Origin of the sequence: Nonomuraea sp. NPDC049028, assembly GCF_043197735.1 — a bacterium.
Lineage (GTDB): Bacteria > Actinomycetota > Actinomycetes > Streptosporangiales > Streptosporangiaceae > Nonomuraea.
Genome location: NZ_JBICTR010000001.1, coordinates 1003382 through 1019045, shown reverse-complemented (window position 1 = coordinate 1019045; position 15664 = coordinate 1003382). Strand labels below are relative to the sequence as shown.

At 71.4% G+C, this 15664-nt stretch carries 18 protein-coding genes; 2 read left to right on the top strand and 16 right to left on the bottom strand.

The features are described from left to right. Entirely contained in the window at positions 1 to 1371 is a 1371-nt protein-coding gene (locus tag ACGFJ2_RS04525) for an acetyl-CoA carboxylase biotin carboxylase subunit (RefSeq protein WP_357951587.1), read from the top strand. A gap of 4 nt (positions 1372 to 1375) precedes the next feature. Further along, complete coding sequence (locus tag ACGFJ2_RS04520; RefSeq protein ID WP_357951586.1) at positions 1376 to 2416, top strand: NAD-dependent epimerase/dehydratase family protein; 1041 nt, start codon at positions 1376 to 1378, stop codon at positions 2414 to 2416. A gap of 54 nt (positions 2417 to 2470) precedes the next feature. Here the strand turns inward: ACGFJ2_RS04520 and ACGFJ2_RS04515 are convergent, their stop codons facing one another. The 16 genes from ACGFJ2_RS04515 to ACGFJ2_RS04440 form a co-directional block, all read right to left on the bottom strand. Further along, on the bottom strand, positions 2471 to 5578 hold the full coding sequence (locus ACGFJ2_RS04515) for an AMP-binding protein (RefSeq protein WP_393464572.1): 3108 nt from the start codon (positions 5576 to 5578) through the stop codon (positions 2471 to 2473). Further along, positions 5571 to 6443 (bottom strand): NAD(P)-dependent oxidoreductase, encoded by an 873-nt coding sequence (locus ACGFJ2_RS04510; protein ID WP_393464569.1) that lies wholly within the window; start codon positions 6441 to 6443, stop codon positions 5571 to 5573. The genes ACGFJ2_RS04515 and ACGFJ2_RS04510 overlap by 8 nt, the downstream gene beginning before the upstream one ends. Continuing rightward, complete coding sequence (locus tag ACGFJ2_RS04505; RefSeq protein ID WP_357951581.1) at positions 6440 to 6823, bottom strand: SchA/CurD-like domain-containing protein; 384 nt, start codon at positions 6821 to 6823, stop codon at positions 6440 to 6442. The genes ACGFJ2_RS04510 and ACGFJ2_RS04505 overlap by 4 nt, the downstream gene beginning before the upstream one ends. A 13-nt stretch (positions 6824 to 6836) precedes the next feature. Then, complete coding sequence (locus ACGFJ2_RS04500; protein ID WP_358182711.1) at positions 6837 to 7565, bottom strand: SDR family NAD(P)-dependent oxidoreductase; 729 nt, start codon at positions 7563 to 7565, stop codon at positions 6837 to 6839. Between the two features lie 92 nt (positions 7566 to 7657). Continuing rightward, positions 7658 to 8119 carry an anthrone oxygenase family protein gene (locus tag ACGFJ2_RS04495; RefSeq protein WP_393464565.1) on the bottom strand — a complete coding sequence of 154 codons (462 nt, stop codon included), beginning with the start codon at positions 8117 to 8119 and terminating at the stop codon, positions 7658 to 7660. 51 nt (positions 8120 to 8170) lie between these two features. Beyond that, the gene (locus ACGFJ2_RS04490) at positions 8171 to 8479 is read right to left on the bottom strand and encodes an antibiotic biosynthesis monooxygenase (protein WP_357951575.1); all 309 of its coding nucleotides are present in this window, start codon (positions 8477 to 8479) and stop codon (positions 8171 to 8173) included. After that, positions 8476 to 8799, bottom strand: a complete 324-nt coding sequence (locus ACGFJ2_RS04485) for an antibiotic biosynthesis monooxygenase family protein (RefSeq protein ID WP_357951573.1) — start codon at positions 8797 to 8799, stop codon at positions 8476 to 8478. The genes ACGFJ2_RS04490 and ACGFJ2_RS04485 overlap by 4 nt, the downstream gene beginning before the upstream one ends. A 2-nt stretch (positions 8800 to 8801) precedes the next feature. Beyond that, the gene (locus ACGFJ2_RS04480) at positions 8802 to 9527 is read right to left on the bottom strand and encodes an SDR family NAD(P)-dependent oxidoreductase (protein WP_357951571.1); all 726 of its coding nucleotides are present in this window, start codon (positions 9525 to 9527) and stop codon (positions 8802 to 8804) included. Between the two features lie 17 nt (positions 9528 to 9544). After that, positions 9545 to 10006: a DUF1772 domain-containing protein gene (locus ACGFJ2_RS04475; RefSeq protein ID WP_357951569.1), complete on the bottom strand. Its 462-nt coding sequence runs from the start codon at positions 10004 to 10006 to the stop codon at positions 9545 to 9547. Positions 10007 to 10009: 3 nt separating this feature from the next. Further along, the gene (locus tag ACGFJ2_RS04470; RefSeq protein WP_393464560.1) at positions 10010 to 10465 is read right to left on the bottom strand and encodes an SRPBCC family protein; all 456 of its coding nucleotides are present in this window, start codon (positions 10463 to 10465) and stop codon (positions 10010 to 10012) included. 3 nt (positions 10466 to 10468) lie between these two features. Continuing rightward, positions 10469 to 10735 (bottom strand): acyl carrier protein, encoded by a 267-nt coding sequence (locus ACGFJ2_RS04465; RefSeq protein ID WP_357951566.1) that lies wholly within the window; start codon positions 10733 to 10735, stop codon positions 10469 to 10471. 15 nt (positions 10736 to 10750) lie between these two features. Then, entirely contained in the window at positions 10751 to 11974 is a 1224-nt protein-coding gene (locus tag ACGFJ2_RS04460) for a ketosynthase chain-length factor (RefSeq protein WP_357951564.1), read from the bottom strand. Beyond that, the gene (locus tag ACGFJ2_RS04455; RefSeq protein ID WP_393464556.1) at positions 11971 to 13239 is read right to left on the bottom strand and encodes a beta-ketoacyl-[acyl-carrier-protein] synthase family protein; all 1269 of its coding nucleotides are present in this window, start codon (positions 13237 to 13239) and stop codon (positions 11971 to 11973) included. The genes ACGFJ2_RS04460 and ACGFJ2_RS04455 overlap by 4 nt, the downstream gene beginning before the upstream one ends. Beyond that, complete coding sequence (locus tag ACGFJ2_RS04450; RefSeq protein WP_393464553.1) at positions 13239 to 13658, bottom strand: cupin domain-containing protein; 420 nt, start codon at positions 13656 to 13658, stop codon at positions 13239 to 13241. Before ACGFJ2_RS04450 ends, ACGFJ2_RS04455 begins: the two co-directional genes overlap by 1 nt. Further along, entirely contained in the window at positions 13658 to 13978 is a 321-nt protein-coding gene (locus ACGFJ2_RS04445) for a TcmI family type II polyketide cyclase (RefSeq protein WP_357951560.1), read from the bottom strand. The genes ACGFJ2_RS04450 and ACGFJ2_RS04445 overlap by 1 nt, the downstream gene beginning before the upstream one ends. A gap of 56 nt (positions 13979 to 14034) precedes the next feature. Beyond that, positions 14035 to 15540, bottom strand: a complete 1506-nt coding sequence (locus ACGFJ2_RS04440) for a peptide MFS transporter (protein WP_393464550.1) — start codon at positions 15538 to 15540, stop codon at positions 14035 to 14037. Positions 15541 to 15664 lie beyond the last annotated feature (124 nt).

The following is a 15664-nucleotide window of genomic DNA, read 5'->3' as shown; positions in this document are numbered from 1 at the left end:
ATGTTCAAGACCATACTCGTGGCCAACCGCGGGGAGATCGCGCTGCGGATCGTCCGCACCTGCAAGGAACTCGGCATCAGGGTCGCCGTCGCGCACTCCACAGCCGACGCGGACTCACCCGCCGTACGGCTGGCCGACCAGGCCGTCCAGATCGGCCCCGCGCCCGCGCGTCACAGCTACCTGAACATCCCCGCCGTCATCGAGGCCGCCAGGCTCTGCGGCGCGAACGCCATCCACCCGGGGTACGGCTTCCTGTCCGAGGATCCCGACTTCGCCGAGGTCTGCGCCGACCACGACCTCACCTTCATCGGCCCGTCTCCGCGGGTGCTGTCCACCCTGGGCGACAAGGTCCACTCGCGTACCGCCGTGGTGGGCGCCGGGCTCCCCGTGCTGCCGGGCAGCCGTACCGCGACCTCGACGGCCGTGCAGGCCCAGGAGGCGGCCGACCATCTGGGTTACCCGGTCATCATCAAGGCCAGCGCCGGCGGTGGCGGGCGCGGCATGGCCGTGGTCGACCATCCGCGCGAGCTGTCCGGAGCCTTCGCCAGGACCAGGGCCGAGGCGCGGTCCCTGTTCGGTGACGACCGCGTCTACGTGGAGCGCTACCTGCGATCCAGCCGCCACGTCGAGGTTCAGGTCCTGGCCGACCAGCACGGCGGCGTCGTCCATCTGGGTGAGCGAGACTGTTCGGTCCAGCGCAGGCGGCAGAAGCTGCTGGAAGAGACGCCTTCGCCAGGGCTGCCGGCCTGCCTGCTCGACGGGATGACCTCCGCCGCGACGCACGCCGCCCGCGTCCTGGGATTGACCGGAGCCGCCACGTTCGAGTTCCTCGTGGAGAAGGACGGCTTCTACTTCATGGAGGCCAACTGCCGGCTGCAGGTGGAACATCCGGTGACCGAGATGGTCACCGGGATCGACCTGGTGCGTGAGCAGATCCTGATCGCGGCCGGAGAGCCGCTGTCGCTCACCCAGGACGACGTGGCTCCGCGAGGGGTGGCCGTCGAGTGCCGCGTCAACGCCGAGGACCCGGCGCGGGCCTTCATGCCGACGCCCGGGGTGCTGGACACCTTCGTCCCGCCCGGCGGTCCCTTCACCAGGGTCGACACGCACGGCCACGCCGGACAGCGGATCAGTCCCGAGTACGACTCACTGCTGGCCAAGGTCGTCGTGTGGGCGCCCGGCAGGGAGGCCGCCCTGCGCCGGATGGACCGGGCCCTCGCGGAGTTCCGGATCGAGGGCGCGGGCCTCCACACGACCGCCGGCTTCCTGCGGCAGGTCATCGACCATCCCGCCTTCGCGGCGGGCACCCACTCGACAACGCTGGTCGAGGAGATGCTCGACCAGTTCGGCGACCGCTCCGAAAGGCATTAGAGACATGCGCGTTCTGGTCACGGGAGGAGCCGGGTTCATCGGGACCCGCATCGTGGAGGCCCTGCGGGAGCAAGGTCACGAGGTGCGGGTCCTGGACGCCCTGCTGCCGGCCGTACACGGGGGACGGCTGCCCGACTTCCCCGACGACGTGGAGTTCATCCATGGGGACGTCCGCGATCCCGGCACCGTGGAGGCGGCGATAAGCGGGGTCGATGTCGTGTGCCACCAGGCCGCGATGGTGGGCCGCGGGCACCACATCTCCGACGCGCCGGAGTACGCGTCGATCAACGACATGGGCACGGCGATCCTGCTGGCCGCGATGACGAAGGCGGGAATGGGCAGGCTCGTCTTCGCCAGCTCCGTGGTCATCTACGGTGAGGGCGTCTACACCTGTGCCGAGCACGGCCGCGTGTCGCCGGGGCCGCGCTCGCCCGCCGACGTGGCCGAGGGCCGCTTCGACCCGCTCTGCCCCCGCTGCGGGTCCACGACGGCGCCCGCCGATCTCGACGAGGACGACCGGCTGGCCCCGCTCAATGTGTACGGTGCGACCAAGCTGGCCCAGGAGCACCTGGTGGGAGCATGGGCCAGGGAGACCGGCGGCACGGCGGTGGCGCTGCGCTACCACCAGGTGTACGGCCCCGGCATGTCACACGACTCCCCCTACTCCGGGGTCACCTGCGTCTTCCGCTCGGTCCTGCAGAACGGGCAGGCCATCGAGCTGTTCGAAGACGGCGCGATGCGCAGGGACTTCATCCACGTCCGCGACATCGCGCTGGCCAATGTGGCCGCGATAGGGGTGGACCGCCCGGGGTTCCGCGCCTACAACGTGGCGACGGGAGCGCCCAGGACGGTCGGGCAGCTCGCCCACACTCTTACCGACCTGTCGGGAGGCCCCGCGCCGGTGATCACCGGCCGCTGCCGCTTCGACGATGTGCGCCACCTCGTGGCCTCCCCCGCCCGCCTCAGGAGCGAGCTCGGCTGGGCCCCCACTGTGGCCTTCGAGGACGGCATGAAGGAGTTCGCCACCGCCCCCATGCGAACCTGAGAACCACGTGCCGGGGAGACGACCAGGGCCGCCTGAGAGCTGCGGCCCTGGTCGTCAGGCTCTTGGGATCGCGGCGTCTCCGGCGGACAGGGATGTGACGAGGGACTCGGCCTCGGCCAGGCAGCGGTCGGCCAGGCGCCGGGCCTCGGGTTCGGTGAGCACGTCGGAGCGGTAGCGCAGCATGGCACGAGGCCGCGGCGCGGGCCAGACCTCGAAGGCCACGTCACTGCGTTCGCGGGCGGGCCCGATGCGCTCGCCCTCGCAGGTGATGCCGGGCAGCTCGATCCGGCCCGGTGCGTAGTCGTGCATGGCGAAGCGGACCTGGAGCAGCGGGTGCCGGGGTGCGTCGGCCGGCGGGTCGTAGAACCTGTCGATCGGCACGACCGGCGAGGAGACCGCCGCGCGCAGGCCGTCGGCGACTGCTCTGACCGCCGCCATCGGATGGGCGGAGAGCCCGGGGAAGCGCAGGGTGATGAGAGAGGCGAAGCAGCCGATCACGTCTTCGGTCTCGGGGATGGACCTGGCGGCCACGGGCACCGTCACGGGGAAGTCGTCCGCGCCGGTGTGGGCGCGCAGCGCGCGAACGTAGGCGGCCAGGAACAGCGCCGTCACGGTGCCGCCCGCGAGCGCCGCGGCCCGCGCCGCCCGTTCCAGCAGGCTCTGGTCGATCGCCAGGACGAGCTCGGCCGCGGGACCGACCTCGTCGGCCGGGCCGGGCAGCGGCAACGCGGGCATCCCCGCCAGGTGGTCGGCCCAGAAACGGCACGCGTCGTCGTAGCGGGGCGCCGCCCACCGCTCCTGCTTGGCGATCACGCGGTGGAAGGAGGTCGGGACGCGGTCCGGCGGACGGCGGCCCGCGACCAGGTCGGCGTAGACCTGGCCCACGTCCCGCCAGAACAGGACTTCCGACCAGCCGTCGAACCCCGAGTGGTGCGCCGACAGCACCAGCAGGTGATCATCGGTGCCCAGCGGGATGAGCAGCACCCCGAGCGGGGTTTCGCGCCCGATGTGGTAGCGGCGCCGGGCGAAGGCCGTGGCCAGCTGCCGCGCCGCCGCCAGGTCGCCCGCCGGCTCGGCGACGGTGAACACGGAGGGCAGGGACGCGGGGTCGAGGATCTCGATGGCCGGTCTGCGTCGTACGGCCGGCAGCCGGGTATGCAGCGACTCGTGCCAGCCGACCACGGTGTCGACGGCGGCGGCCAGGGCCGCTCGGTCCAGCGGCCCGCGCAGCCGATACTCCATGCCGATCAGCGCCTGGTCGTGCTCGGGGCTGAGCCACTCGCTGAGCCAGAATCTGTACTGGTTGAGCGGTAGCCCGTCGAGCCAGTCCGGGCTGCCGTCCTCCGCCTCCGCGCAGGTCATGGAACCCGGGTGCAGGAGCTTGGCGATCCGCGCCGGGGTACGGCGCTCCAGTATGTCGGCGGCGGCGATGACCTGCCCCAGCCTGACCCGGATCCGGTTGGCCAGCCGTACGGCGGTGAGCGAGGTGCCGCCCCTGACGAACAGGTCGTCCCCCTGGCCGATCGGCCGGTCCAGCAGGTCACCGGCGAGCTCCATGATCGTCCGCAGCTCGGGGCCGATCGGCGCGGGGTTGTCCCGCTCCTGCTCGGCGGCGCCGCCGGCGTCGTCAGGATCGGGGAGCAGGCCGGGGAGCGCGGCGTAGTCCACCTTGCCGTTGGCCAGCAGCGGCAGCGCCGCGAGCGGGACCAGCGTGTCGGGGACGAACGCCTCGGGCAGGCGGCTCAGCAGGTACTCGCGCAGGGCCTTCGGGCCAACCCGGGTGCCGGCGTCCGTGGTGTAGCAGGCGGCCAGCCGTACCGGCACCCGCGTGCCCGCGGGCAGGGCGAACGCGGCGGCGCGCCCGACCCCTGGGACGCGCTCGATGACGTGCTCGACCTCGCCGAGCTCGATGCGGAAGCCGCGCAGCTTGATCTGGCGGTCGCGGCGGCCGGCGAAGACCAGGTCGCCTGAGTCGTCGATCCTGGCCAGGTCGCCGGTCAGGTAGACCCGTCGCGGCTCGCCGTCCAGCTCGAGTGTGGGGAAGCGGTCGGCGGTGGCCTCGGGATCACCGAGGTAGCCGATGGCCAGTCCGTCGCCGCCGATCGCGATCTCACCGAGCTCACAGGGGGCACTCAGCCGCCCTTCCGCGTCCAGCAGGTACACCGTCGTGTTGGCCACGGGACGGCCGATCGGCACATCCTCTCCCTCCTCGGCGTGGGTCACCAGGTGGGCGGTGGCGCAGATGGAGCTCTCGACGGGTCCGTAGGCGTGGACCAGGCGCATCCCTGGGTGCTCGCGCACGCCCGCGGCGAAATGCCGGCCCGAGGCGCGCTCGCCGCCGGTGACCATGAGCTCGATGCCGTCCAGGCAGCGGGGGTCGTCGTCGAGGGCCGCGTTGAACAGCACGGCGGGCAGGGCCAGCACGTTGACGCCCTGGGCGACCGCGTCGCGGATGCCCGCGGCTGTCAGGTGCCCCTCCTCGTGCAGCATGCAGAATCCGCCGCGCATCAGCGGGACCCACAGTTCCATCGCGAACACGTCCCAGGCGACGGACGCGCTCTGCAGCGAGTTCATCGGCCCGTCCAGGGTGTGCAGCGGGTCGAGCGCGGTACGGATCACGCCTCGGTGCGGCGCCAGCACGGCCTTGGGGGTGCCGGTGCTGCCCGAGGTGAGGAAGACGCAGCAGGGGTCGGTCCCCGAGCCGCGTTCGGGTGGCTCGGCGGGCGGCAGGCGCCAGCCCTCGCGTAGCAGCGTGGCGGCGGTGACGACGCCGTGGCGCAGTGTCCCGCCCGCGCCGGTGATCTCCACGCGGGGGGTGACCAGGTCGGTGAGCTGCTCGTAGCGGGCCCGCGGCCAGTCTGGAGGGACCGCCGCGTAGGCCGCGCCTCTCTTCAGTACGGCCAGCAGCGCCGCGACCATGCGGGGCCCGCGCCGCATCCTGACCGGCACCACGTCGCCGGGGCCGACGCCGCGCTTGGCCAGCGCCCCCGCCATCGTCTCGGCGTCGACGACGAGGTCGGCGTAGGAGGTCTCCTGGCCGCGCCAGCGCAGAGCAGGGGCGGCGGGGTGCAGCGAGGCCTGCCGGTCGATCCATTCGTCGATGTGCTCGCCGTGCTCGTAGGAGACGACGGGCCCGCGCAGCACCGGTGCCCCGTCACTCATGCGCACCCGCCGCCGCTTCGCGCTCGGCCAGCTCGATGAGGACCGCGGCGTCCAGATCGCCGTCGCCCGAGGCGATGACGGCGGCGAAGCGCTCGGCCGCGCGTTCCGCGACCGGGAGGGCGACGCCCAGCTCGGCGGCGGCCGCCATACCCAGGCGCAGGTCCTTCTCCATCAATCTGGCTCTGAAGGCGGCGGGTTCGTAGCGGCGTTCGCGCATGATGCCGGCGCGGAAGGCCATTACCTTGGAGCTGAAGCCACTGGCGGCGATCGCGTCCAGCAGCAGCTCGCGGGAGATCCCGGCCCGCACGCCGTAGACGACGGCTTCGGCGAGAGAGGCGACCTGCGCGCCGAGCAGCAGGTTGAAGACGAGCTTGAAGGCAGCGGCCTGACCTGGGGGCCCGAGATGGATCACCTCCTTGCCCAGCGTGTCCAGCACGGGGCGCGCCACCGCGACGTCCTCCGCCTCCCCCGCGGTGAGCACCCGCAGCTCGCCCGCGCGCGCCTGCGACGGATTGCCCAGCAGGCTCGCCTCGACGAAGCGCCGTCCGGCGGCGACGACCCGCCCGGCCAGGAGCCGGGAGTAGCCGGGCGACACGGTGGAGGTGTTGACGATCACGGCGTCCGGCTTCACCTCCGCCAGCACCCGCGCGGTCAGGACGGCGTCGACGGCGGCCTCGTCGCTGAGGCAGAGCAGGACCAGCTCGGCGCCGGCCACGGCCTCCGGGGGCGAGGCCGCCACGACCGCCCCGGCGAGGGACTCGGCCCGCCCGGGAGTCCGGTTGTGGACCGTGACGGGGAATCCCGCCGCCAGCAACCGGTGGGCCAGGCCCGCTCCCATCCCGCCCAGGCCGATGACGGCGATCACGCCGTCGTCTCCTTCGCCGGCTCGGCCGACAGCTGGGAGATGCAGCGCATCAGGCTCGCCGAGAAGTGCCGCTTGAACCCCTCGGTGGTACCGGTGTCGCGGGGGCCGGCGAGGTAGGGCTTGAGCTTCTCCTCGATCAGGTGCACGCCCTTGTGCCCGGCCATGTGCCTGGCCACGTGCTCGATCGCGCCCTCATAGTGGATGAACCTGACGAGGGTCGCGTCGTTGATGAACACGGCCGTGCCGAGCAGGCGGCCGGCGATCTTGCCTTCCTCGTCGCGCAGTTCGGGAGTGTCGACGCGCTGGAAGTCGGCGAAGATGGCCGCGATCTCGTCCTCGTGGCCGGGCTTGACGTTGTAGGTGATGGCTGCGTAGGGCATGGCCCCTCCTCCGCTAGATGCCGCCGTCGACGGTCAGGGTGGTGCCTGTCAGGTAGGCCGACAGGTCGCCCGCCAGGTAGAGGGAGGCGGCGGCCACCTCTTCCGGGCGGCCCAGGCGGCCCAGGGCCGTCATGCTCTTGATGCGCTCGACGACGGGCGGCGGCAGCGGATCGCCACCTCCGGTGTCGATGATCCCGGGTGCCACGGCGTTGACCCGGATGTTGCGAGGTCCCAGCTCCTTGCACAGGGAGCGGGTCAGGCCGAATATCCCGGCCTTGGCCGCGGTGTAGTGGGAGCGTCCCGGTACGCCGCGCAGCGCGGCCGATGCCGCGACGTTGACGATCGCCGAGCCTGGGCCGAGCAGCGGCAGGCATGCCTGGGTGACCCGGAAGACCGAGGTCAAATCCAGCCCGAGTACGCGCTGCCATTCCAGCTCGTCCAGGTCCGCCAAGCGGCTGTGACCGTCTACGCCCGCGTTGTTGATCACGGCGTCCAGCCCGCCGAACTCCGTACGGCACTCGGCGGCCAGGCGGGCGACGTCGTCGGCTCTTGTCAGGTCGGCCCGGACGATCCGGTGCGGGGTGCCCAGCTTGGCCGAGAGGGCGGCGGCGGCCGCCTCGTCGGCGTGGAAGCAGGTCACCACGCGGGCTCCGGCCCGCGCGGCGGCCAGCACCGTGGCTCTGCCGACCCCCCTGGTGCCTCCCGTCACAAGCAGGCGCTTGCCTGCCAGAGCAGTGTCCATCGCTCTTTCGTCCATGACTCTTTCGTCCATCACTCTCTCGCCCATCACTCCTCCTCGCCCATCGCTCTCTCGTCCATAACTCCTCCTCGAGCTCATGTGTGTGGCGAGGCCACCGTGGCGATGGCCATGCAGGCCAGGGCGAGCAGGGCCAGCCCGGTGCGGAGCAGGTTCAGGGCGCGCCACCTGCGCCGCAGGTCGGTCAGGCGCGAGTGCGGCACGTCCCGCCCCGGCGACTTCACCAGGCGGTTGATGGGCACGTTGCCCAGGTGCGAGACCAGGGACACGGCCAGCAGCAGCACGGCGGCCAGCGTGAACGGCAGGCGCTGCGGCCAGCCGGCCGTAAGGGTGGCCCGCGCCGCGGCGGCGAGGGTCGTGCCGATGACGATGATCGGCATGGTGGGGTCGTAGTTGCGGCCGACGAGCCGGTGCACCTGGATGTAGGTGTCGGGGGGCAGCGCGGCGAAGGTGGGCACGATGCTCAGCGCGACGCAGAACAGCACGCCCGCGGTGACGCCGCTCCCGACGAGCGCGAGAACGTCCAGTACGGCGAGCACGTGAAGACCTCCGTCAGGTACTCCGTGAAAGGCGGCTCAGTAGAAGGCGGCTCAGTAGAAAGCGACGACCTCGTAGATGCCGTAGCGATCCTGGCGTCGCTGGTCCTGGTAGGGGCGCAACGGCGCGGTGCTCTGGCGGTGGGTCGAGCCCTCCTCCCAGACGCGGAAGGCCTCCAGGCTCTCCCACTCGCTCATCACCACGAAGGTGCCGGGGTCCAGGAGCGAGTGCATGAGCTCGTTGCCCAGCAGTCCCGGGGTGCCGGCGAGTTCCTCACTGATCTGCCGGTACGCCTGCTCCAGCCCCGACGGCCCGGACTCGGGGGCCACGGTGTGCAGCAGGACCCGCAGTCTGTTGCTCATGACCGCCGCGCCGCGCCGGCCAGATCGTGGACGACGTGCATGGTCGTCATCGAACCGCTGGACCGGTAGGGATGCAGCCGGCCGCGGTGCCGTAGGTGCGCCTCGCTGCGCTCGTAGGCGCGGAACGGCTCCTCCCCGACCCAGTCGCTGACGATGTAGTAGACGCCGTCCTCTTCCGCGCTGCGGGACAGCCACTGGCCGAGGTTGGCGGGCTGGCCGGTGATGGTGGCCGCGCTGTCGTGCCAGACCTTCTCGAACTCCGCCCCCTTGCCGGGGAGCACCTCCATGCGGAGCATCACTCGAAAGACGTCAGCGCTCATGCTCAAATCCCTCCGTCCACGTGGATGGTCTCGCCGGTGACATAGCCGGCCTGGTCGCCCGCCAGGAACAGCACGGGCCCCGCCACCTCTTCGGGCGTGCCGAGCCTGCCCAGCGCGGTGAGCCCCTCGTAGCGCTGCCTGACCGGCTCGGGCAGGGTGCCGTCCCCCGGGTCGATGACGCCCGGCGAGACGAGGTTGACGCGGATCCCGCGTGGTCCCAGCTCCTTGGCCAGCGAGCGGACCAGCCCGACCAGGCCCGCCTTGGCGGCGGTGTAGTGAGCGCGCTGGGGGATGCCGACGAAGGCCGAGCGCGAGCCGATGCCGATGACCGAGGCGCCCTCACCCAGCAGCGGCAGTGCCTGCCGTACGAGGCGGTACATCGAGGTCAGGTTGGTGTCCAGCACCCGCTGCCACTCCTCGACCGCGAGTTCGCCGAAGGGCACGTGGCTGATGGTGCCGGCGTTGCTGACGAGCACGTCCAGGCCGCCCAGGTACGTCCCGCACTCGTCGATGAGCGCGGCGACGTCGCCGGCGTCCGTCACATCGGCGCGCACCACCTTGTGCTCGCCCAGCTCGTCCAGCTCGGCGGCCAGGAGCTTCGCGGCGTCCTCGTCGCTGCGGTAGCAGGTGACCAGCCGCGCCCCGGCCCGCGCCAGCGCCAGCGCCAGGCCATGGCCGATGCCCCGGGTGCCACCGGTCAGCAGGACTCTCTTGCCATCGAGTCGCATGTCTCCTCCAAAGATGATCAGGTCAGGACTGCCGCGCCGACGGCGTTGGCCGCGAGTGCGGCGACCATCAGCACGGTGCGGACCAGGTTCCAGTTGCGCCAGCGCAGCCGAGGGTCGCGCTCGCCCCAGTCGGCGGGGCAGGCCTCGGGGTCCAGTGCCATCACATAGCGGTTGATCGGTACGGCTTTCGCCACCGAGATCACGATCACCGCGCCGATCAGTGCCGCGGCCGCCCCGAAGAGCAGCCGCGGCACCGGCTGCCCGGTCATGACCGCCATGACCAGGTCCAGCAGCAGGGTGGCCAGGTTGATGGCGGGCACCGCGGGGTCGTAGCGCGGCCACAGGAACTGCACGAGGCGCACGTAGCCGCCGTAGGGCAGGGTCAGCATGAGCGGTGCCAGGCCCACGGCCGTGCAGAACATGTCACCGGCCGCGAGGCCGTTGCCCAGCAGCGCCACCGGGAGCAGGAACCTGATCACGGGTCAGCCCGCCGCCGCGTCGGTCTCGATGATCTTCTTGATGCGCTCGAGCTGGACGACGCTGTTGCCGTTGACCCGCTCGGCCATGTCGCCGTCGCCCAGCGGAGCGTTCGCCTTCATCTCGAAGTCCTGCACCCAGCGCAACAGGACGCCTTCCTTGGTCTGCAGGTACTCCCAGAACAGGTTCATGTACTTGAAGGGGCCGGTCTCCACCCGGTAGGACCTGGTGGTGCGCGTCACGGGGTCGAGGGTGCGCTGGGACACCCAGCTCCACACCATGCCGTTGTGGTCGGGGTGCATGGTGAGCCGGAACCTGATCACGTCGCCCTGGCGCTCCAGCACCTCGGCCGAGGCGTACTCACTGAACAGCGACGGCCAGGACTCCACATCGTTGGTCCGGTCCCAGACCAGGTCCATGGGTGCGGAGATAAGGATGGAATTGTCGGTGTGTACGGCCATATGTCAGCCCGCCTGAATCTGTGCGTTGACAATCTGTGCGTTGACGTAGTGGATGATCGTGCGTGGCGTGTCGAGCTCAGCGAACGCGGCGTCGTCGATGGTGATGCTGGTCTCCCGCTCGATCAGCGAGGCGATCTGCAGCATCGCCAGGGAGTCGTAGCCGAGGTTGGCGATATGGATGTCGTTGATGTCGCCTTCGAAGTCGAGGGATTCCTCGACGCCGCAGGAACGCATGATCACGCGTAGGTCGTCGAGCGTGAAACCCGGCATCTGTTGCCTTTCTCATCAGGCGGCCGCCGTGACGACGACCGCGGAGTTGAATCCGCCGAAACCCCTGGCCAGGACGAGCGCGCGGCGCACCGGCGCCGGCCTGGTCTCGGTGACGAGATCGAGGCCGGCGCAGGCGGGAGCGAGCTCGCGCACCCCGACGGTCGGCGGGATCACGCCGTCGCGGATCGACAGCAGGGCCGCTGCCAGATCAAGCGGTGCGCCGCCGCCGTACAGGCGGCCGAGCATGGTCTTGGGCGCGGTCACCGGGACACCTCGCGGCCCGAACAGCCGCGTGATGGCCTCGGCCTCGGCCCGGTCGAGTTCGGGAACGGCCGCGGCGTCGGCGAAGACCACGTCCACCTGCTCGGGCGTGATCTGCGCGCGCTGGAGAGCCAGCTCGGCCGCGCGGTACAACGTGGGGCGCCCGCCGCTGCCCGGGGGCGGGTCGAAGGTGGCGGCGTGACCGGCGACCCGGCCGTAGACCTGCGGCGCGTGGCGTTCTCTGGCCTCCTGCTCGGGTTCGACGATGAGGATCGCGCCGCCCTCGCCCGGGATGTGGCCGCAGGCGTCCACATCGAAGGGCAGGTAGGCGGAGCCGGGGTCGTCGCGGTGGCTGAGGCGGCCGCCCGAGAGCTGGCAGACCAGCGCGTACGGGCTGAGCGGGGCCTCGGTACCACCGGTGACGACCAGCCGCGACCCCGAGCGGAGCGCGCTCACCGCCTGCGCCAGCGCGTCCAGCCCGCCGGCCTGCTCGGCCACGACGACCCCGCAGGGGCCGCGCATGCCGTGCCTGATGGAGATCTGGCCCGTGGTGGCGGCGTAGAACCAGGCGATCGACTGGTAGGTGCTCACCCGCTGCGGGCCGTGCCGCCACAGGTCGGCGATCTCGCGCTGGCCGAACTCGTTGCCGCCCGAGGAGCTGGCGGTGATCACGGCCAGCCCGTACTCGTCCAATCCGGCCAGGTCCTCGGCGCTCAGGCCCGCGTCGGCGAGCGCCGCCTGAGCCGCGTACAAGCTGAGCTGCGTCCAGCGGTCGGTCTGGGCGACCAGCCGGCTGGGCAGGCGTTCGGCGGCGGTGAAGTCGGCGACCTCGCCGGCCAGCCGTACCGGGTAGTCGCCCGCCTCGAAGCGGCTGATGGGGCCGATGCCGCTGGTGCCGGCCAGAACGGCGGCCCAGTGGGCGTCCACGCCCGTGCCGTTGGGCGCGACGACGCCCAGCCCGGTGACGACGGCGTTCATTCCGCCCGCCCGGGGGCGGTCAGCAGCATGGCGCTCTGGAAACCGCCGAACCCGCTGCCCACGGTCAGCACGGTGTCCATGCTGACCTCGCGCGCGGTGAGCGGCGTGTAGTCCAGGTCGCATTCGGGGTCGGCGACGCGCAGGTTGGCCGTGGGCGGGACGACCTGATGTTCCAGGGCGAGGACACACGCGGCGATCTCGATGGAGCCGATCGCGCCGAGCGAGTGGCCGACCATGGACTTGATCGAGCTGATCGGGACGCGGTAGGCGTGCTCGCCGAGGCTGTGCTTGAAGGCCGCGGTCTCGTGCCGGTCGTTCTGGCGGGTGCCGGAACCGTGGGCGTTGATGTAGCCGATGTCGGTGGGATCCACCCTGGCGTGCCGCAGGGCGCCCCTGATCGCCTCGGCCATCTCCCGGCCGTCGGGCCGAAGGCCGGTCATGTGGAAGGCGTTGCTCCTGTTGGCGAAGCCGGAGATCTCGGCGTAGATGTGGGCTCCCCTGCGGCGGGCGGCCTCCCGCTCCTCGATGACGAAGACGGCCGCGCCCTCTCCGAGTACGAACCCGTCGCGTTCTTTGTCGAAGGGGCGCGAGGCCGACTCGGGTTCGGCGTTGTTGGGTGAGGTGGCCCTGATGGCGTCGAAGCAGGCGACGGTGATCGGCGAGATGGGCGCGTCGGTGGCACCGGCGATGGCGACCTCGGCCACACCCTCCTCGATGAGGGCCAGGGCGTGGCCGACGGCGTCCAGGCCCGAGGTGCATCCGGTGGAGATGGTGGTGACCGGGCCCTCCGCGCCCACCAGCCAGGCGACCTCGACGGCCGTGGAACTGGGGACCAGATATTCGTACAGGTGCGGCATGGCGTAGCGGTGGTCGACGACCCAGTCACGGGCGACGTCGCTGACCACCAGGTACTCGTTCTCCAGGCCGACGGTGGCACCGACCGCGCTGCCGATGACGACGGCGACGCGGTCGCGGGGCCCGTCGTCCTGGGGCCAGCCGCTGTCGGCGAGCGCCTCGCGGGCGGCCACCACGGCGAACTGAGCGCTTCTGTCCATCCTGCGGGTCTCGCGCGGGGTGAGACCCTCGTGGGCGGGGTCGAAGTCGCATTCGGCGGCGATTCTGGAGCGGAACCCGGTCGCGTCGAAGGCGGAGATGGGGCGGGTGGCCGTCCTGCCCTCGGTGAGCAGCGACCAGAAGGCCTTCACCCCGAGGCCACCCGGGGCGACGACGCCGATGCCGGTGATCACCGCATGCCGGGCGCCCATCAGCCGGCCTCGACCTGGAGTGCGGGCTCGTGCGCGGCGGGCAACGGCTCGGTGTCGACGTGGCCCAGCTCGGGACGGGGGGCCAGGGGGCACAGGTGGAAGACGGCCTCGGCCGGCTCGCCGCTCTCGTTCCACACCCGATGCCTGACTTCCTTGGGGACCAGCACGCCCTCACCCGCCCGCACGGTCAGGTGCTCGCCGTCCAGCCTGACCACCAGCTCGCCGCCGGTGACGTAGAGGAACTCCTCGGAGTAGGGGTGGTAGTGCTCGGCGATGTGCTCGCCGGGATCGAGTCTGAGCACGCCGAGGAACCCGGTGGTGGCACCGGTCGTCGCGGGACCGAGCACCACGCGCAGTTCGCCGCCCCTGCGTCGGTTGGGCGGCACCTGCGCCGCCGAGATCACGGTGAAGCGGGACATCAGCGGCTCCAGGTGTAGAAGGTCTGGGCCATCGCGTCGGCGGGAGAGCGCCAGGTGGCCGGATCGTAGGCGCCGATGTACGGTTTGAGCCGCTCATTGAGATCGGTGAAGAGCGGGTCTGTGCGCAGTTCGGCCAGCCGCGCGTCCACGGGGCCCTCGGCCTCGATGAGGTGGAAGTAGAGTCCCTGGAATTGGAAGAGCGCACGGCCGGAGACCCCGACCCGGTGCGGCAGATCCGTCGCGTCCGACTCCTCGAAGAGACGGGCGACCGAGTCCGCGTCTTTGGGATCCATCCGGGCGACGATGAGCGTTCGATGCACCGTTGCTCCTTCACGGGACGACTAGTTAGTTCATGGTGTTCTGAGCGGTTCGAAAGTCACTCGAATAGCGCTGTGGTTTCCGCTGTCCGCAGCCGCCGCGTCAGCGGCACGCGCGCCAGGATGAAGGCGAGCATCGCGCCCAGGCCCGACAAGGCCAGGATGAGGAAGTACGCCCACCGGGGAACGACATCCGACAGGCGCACCACCAGGCTGCCCAGCCCGCCGCCCAGCGCGGAGAAGGTCCAGTACAGGCCGATGACGCGGCCGGTGAGAGCCGCCGGCACCACGTCGACCGACGTGCTCAGCCCGATGGGCGCGATGGCCACCTCGCCGCAGGCCAGCAGCAGGAAGGCGGCCAGCAGCCAGAGCGGGGAAACCGGCTCGCCGCCCTCGGCCAGCCAGGAGGCCAGGCTCATCAGCAGCAGCCCCGACGCGGCGAAGGCCAGTCCCGCCGCGAACTTCACCGGTGCCCCGAGCCGGCTGCCCGCCGACAGCCAGACCCGCGCCGACAACGGCGCGAGCACCAGGATGAACAACGGGGTGACCGACTGGAACCAGCTGGCGGGCACGAGCTGACCGAACATGACCCGGTCCGTGGAGTTTCTGGCGAACAGGCTGAGCGTGGAGCCGCCCTGGATGACGAAGAGCCAGAACAGCGCCGAGGCCAGCAGCAGCCAGCGGTAGGCCGACAACCGCGCCCGCGCGGCCGCGTCCAGCTCGGGGCGGCGGCGCAGCGCGGCGAAATAGGCCAGCGGCGTCACCAGCGTGACCACGCCCAGAGCCGCCACGACGTGCATGATGCCGAACCCGCCGCTGAGCAGGTCGGCGGCGAGGAGGACCGCGACCACGGCCACCGCGCCGGCCAGCAGTCGCAGCGCGCGCCGCCGCTGACCCGCGTCCAGCGGATGCCCCGGCGCCCGCCCTTTGCCCGCGAAGTGCCCGGCGCCCAGCGCGAACTGCAGCACCCCGAAGGTCATGCCGACTCCCGCCGCCGAGAAGCCCAGATGCCAGCTCAGCGTCTCGCCGAGAAAACCGGTGATCAGCGGTGCCAGCAGCGCGCTGATCTGGATGCCGACATAGAACACCGAGATCGCCGCCTCACGTGCCGCCGCACGCCCCTCGCCGTAGAAGCGGCCGAGCAACGCCAGCAGGTTGGGCTTGAGCAGCCCGGTGCCCGCCGCGATCAGCGCCAGACCCGCGTAGGCGCTCGCCTGGAAGGGAAGCGCCATGGTGAAGTGGCCCAGCGCGATGACGGCGCCGCCGATCAAGGTCGCGCGCCACTCGCCGAGTACCCGGTCGCCCAGCCAGCCTCCCGGTACCGCCAGCACGAAGATCAGCCCGATGTAGGAGCCGTACAACGCGGTGGCGACGGTACCCGGCAGTCCGAGGCCGCCCCGCGCGACCGGCTCGGTGGCGTACAGAACCAGGATCGCCTGCATGCCGAAGAAGCTGAATCGCTCCCAGACGTCGGTCAGGAACAGGGTCCTGAACCAGCCGAGGCGCCCGTAGGCGCCCAGCGTCGTCTCCTCGGCGGGCCGGGCGCGCGGAAAACCGATGGTCATGGCAGGACCTTGGGGGCCTGCCCTCGTGCCCGGCTCGAACCTCGCTGGACCCGGGCGGTGCCCGGTCGAGCGAAGCCATGCTCGAGCGGATCTCGAGATCGGCCTGCCAGCGTCCTGGCAGGAC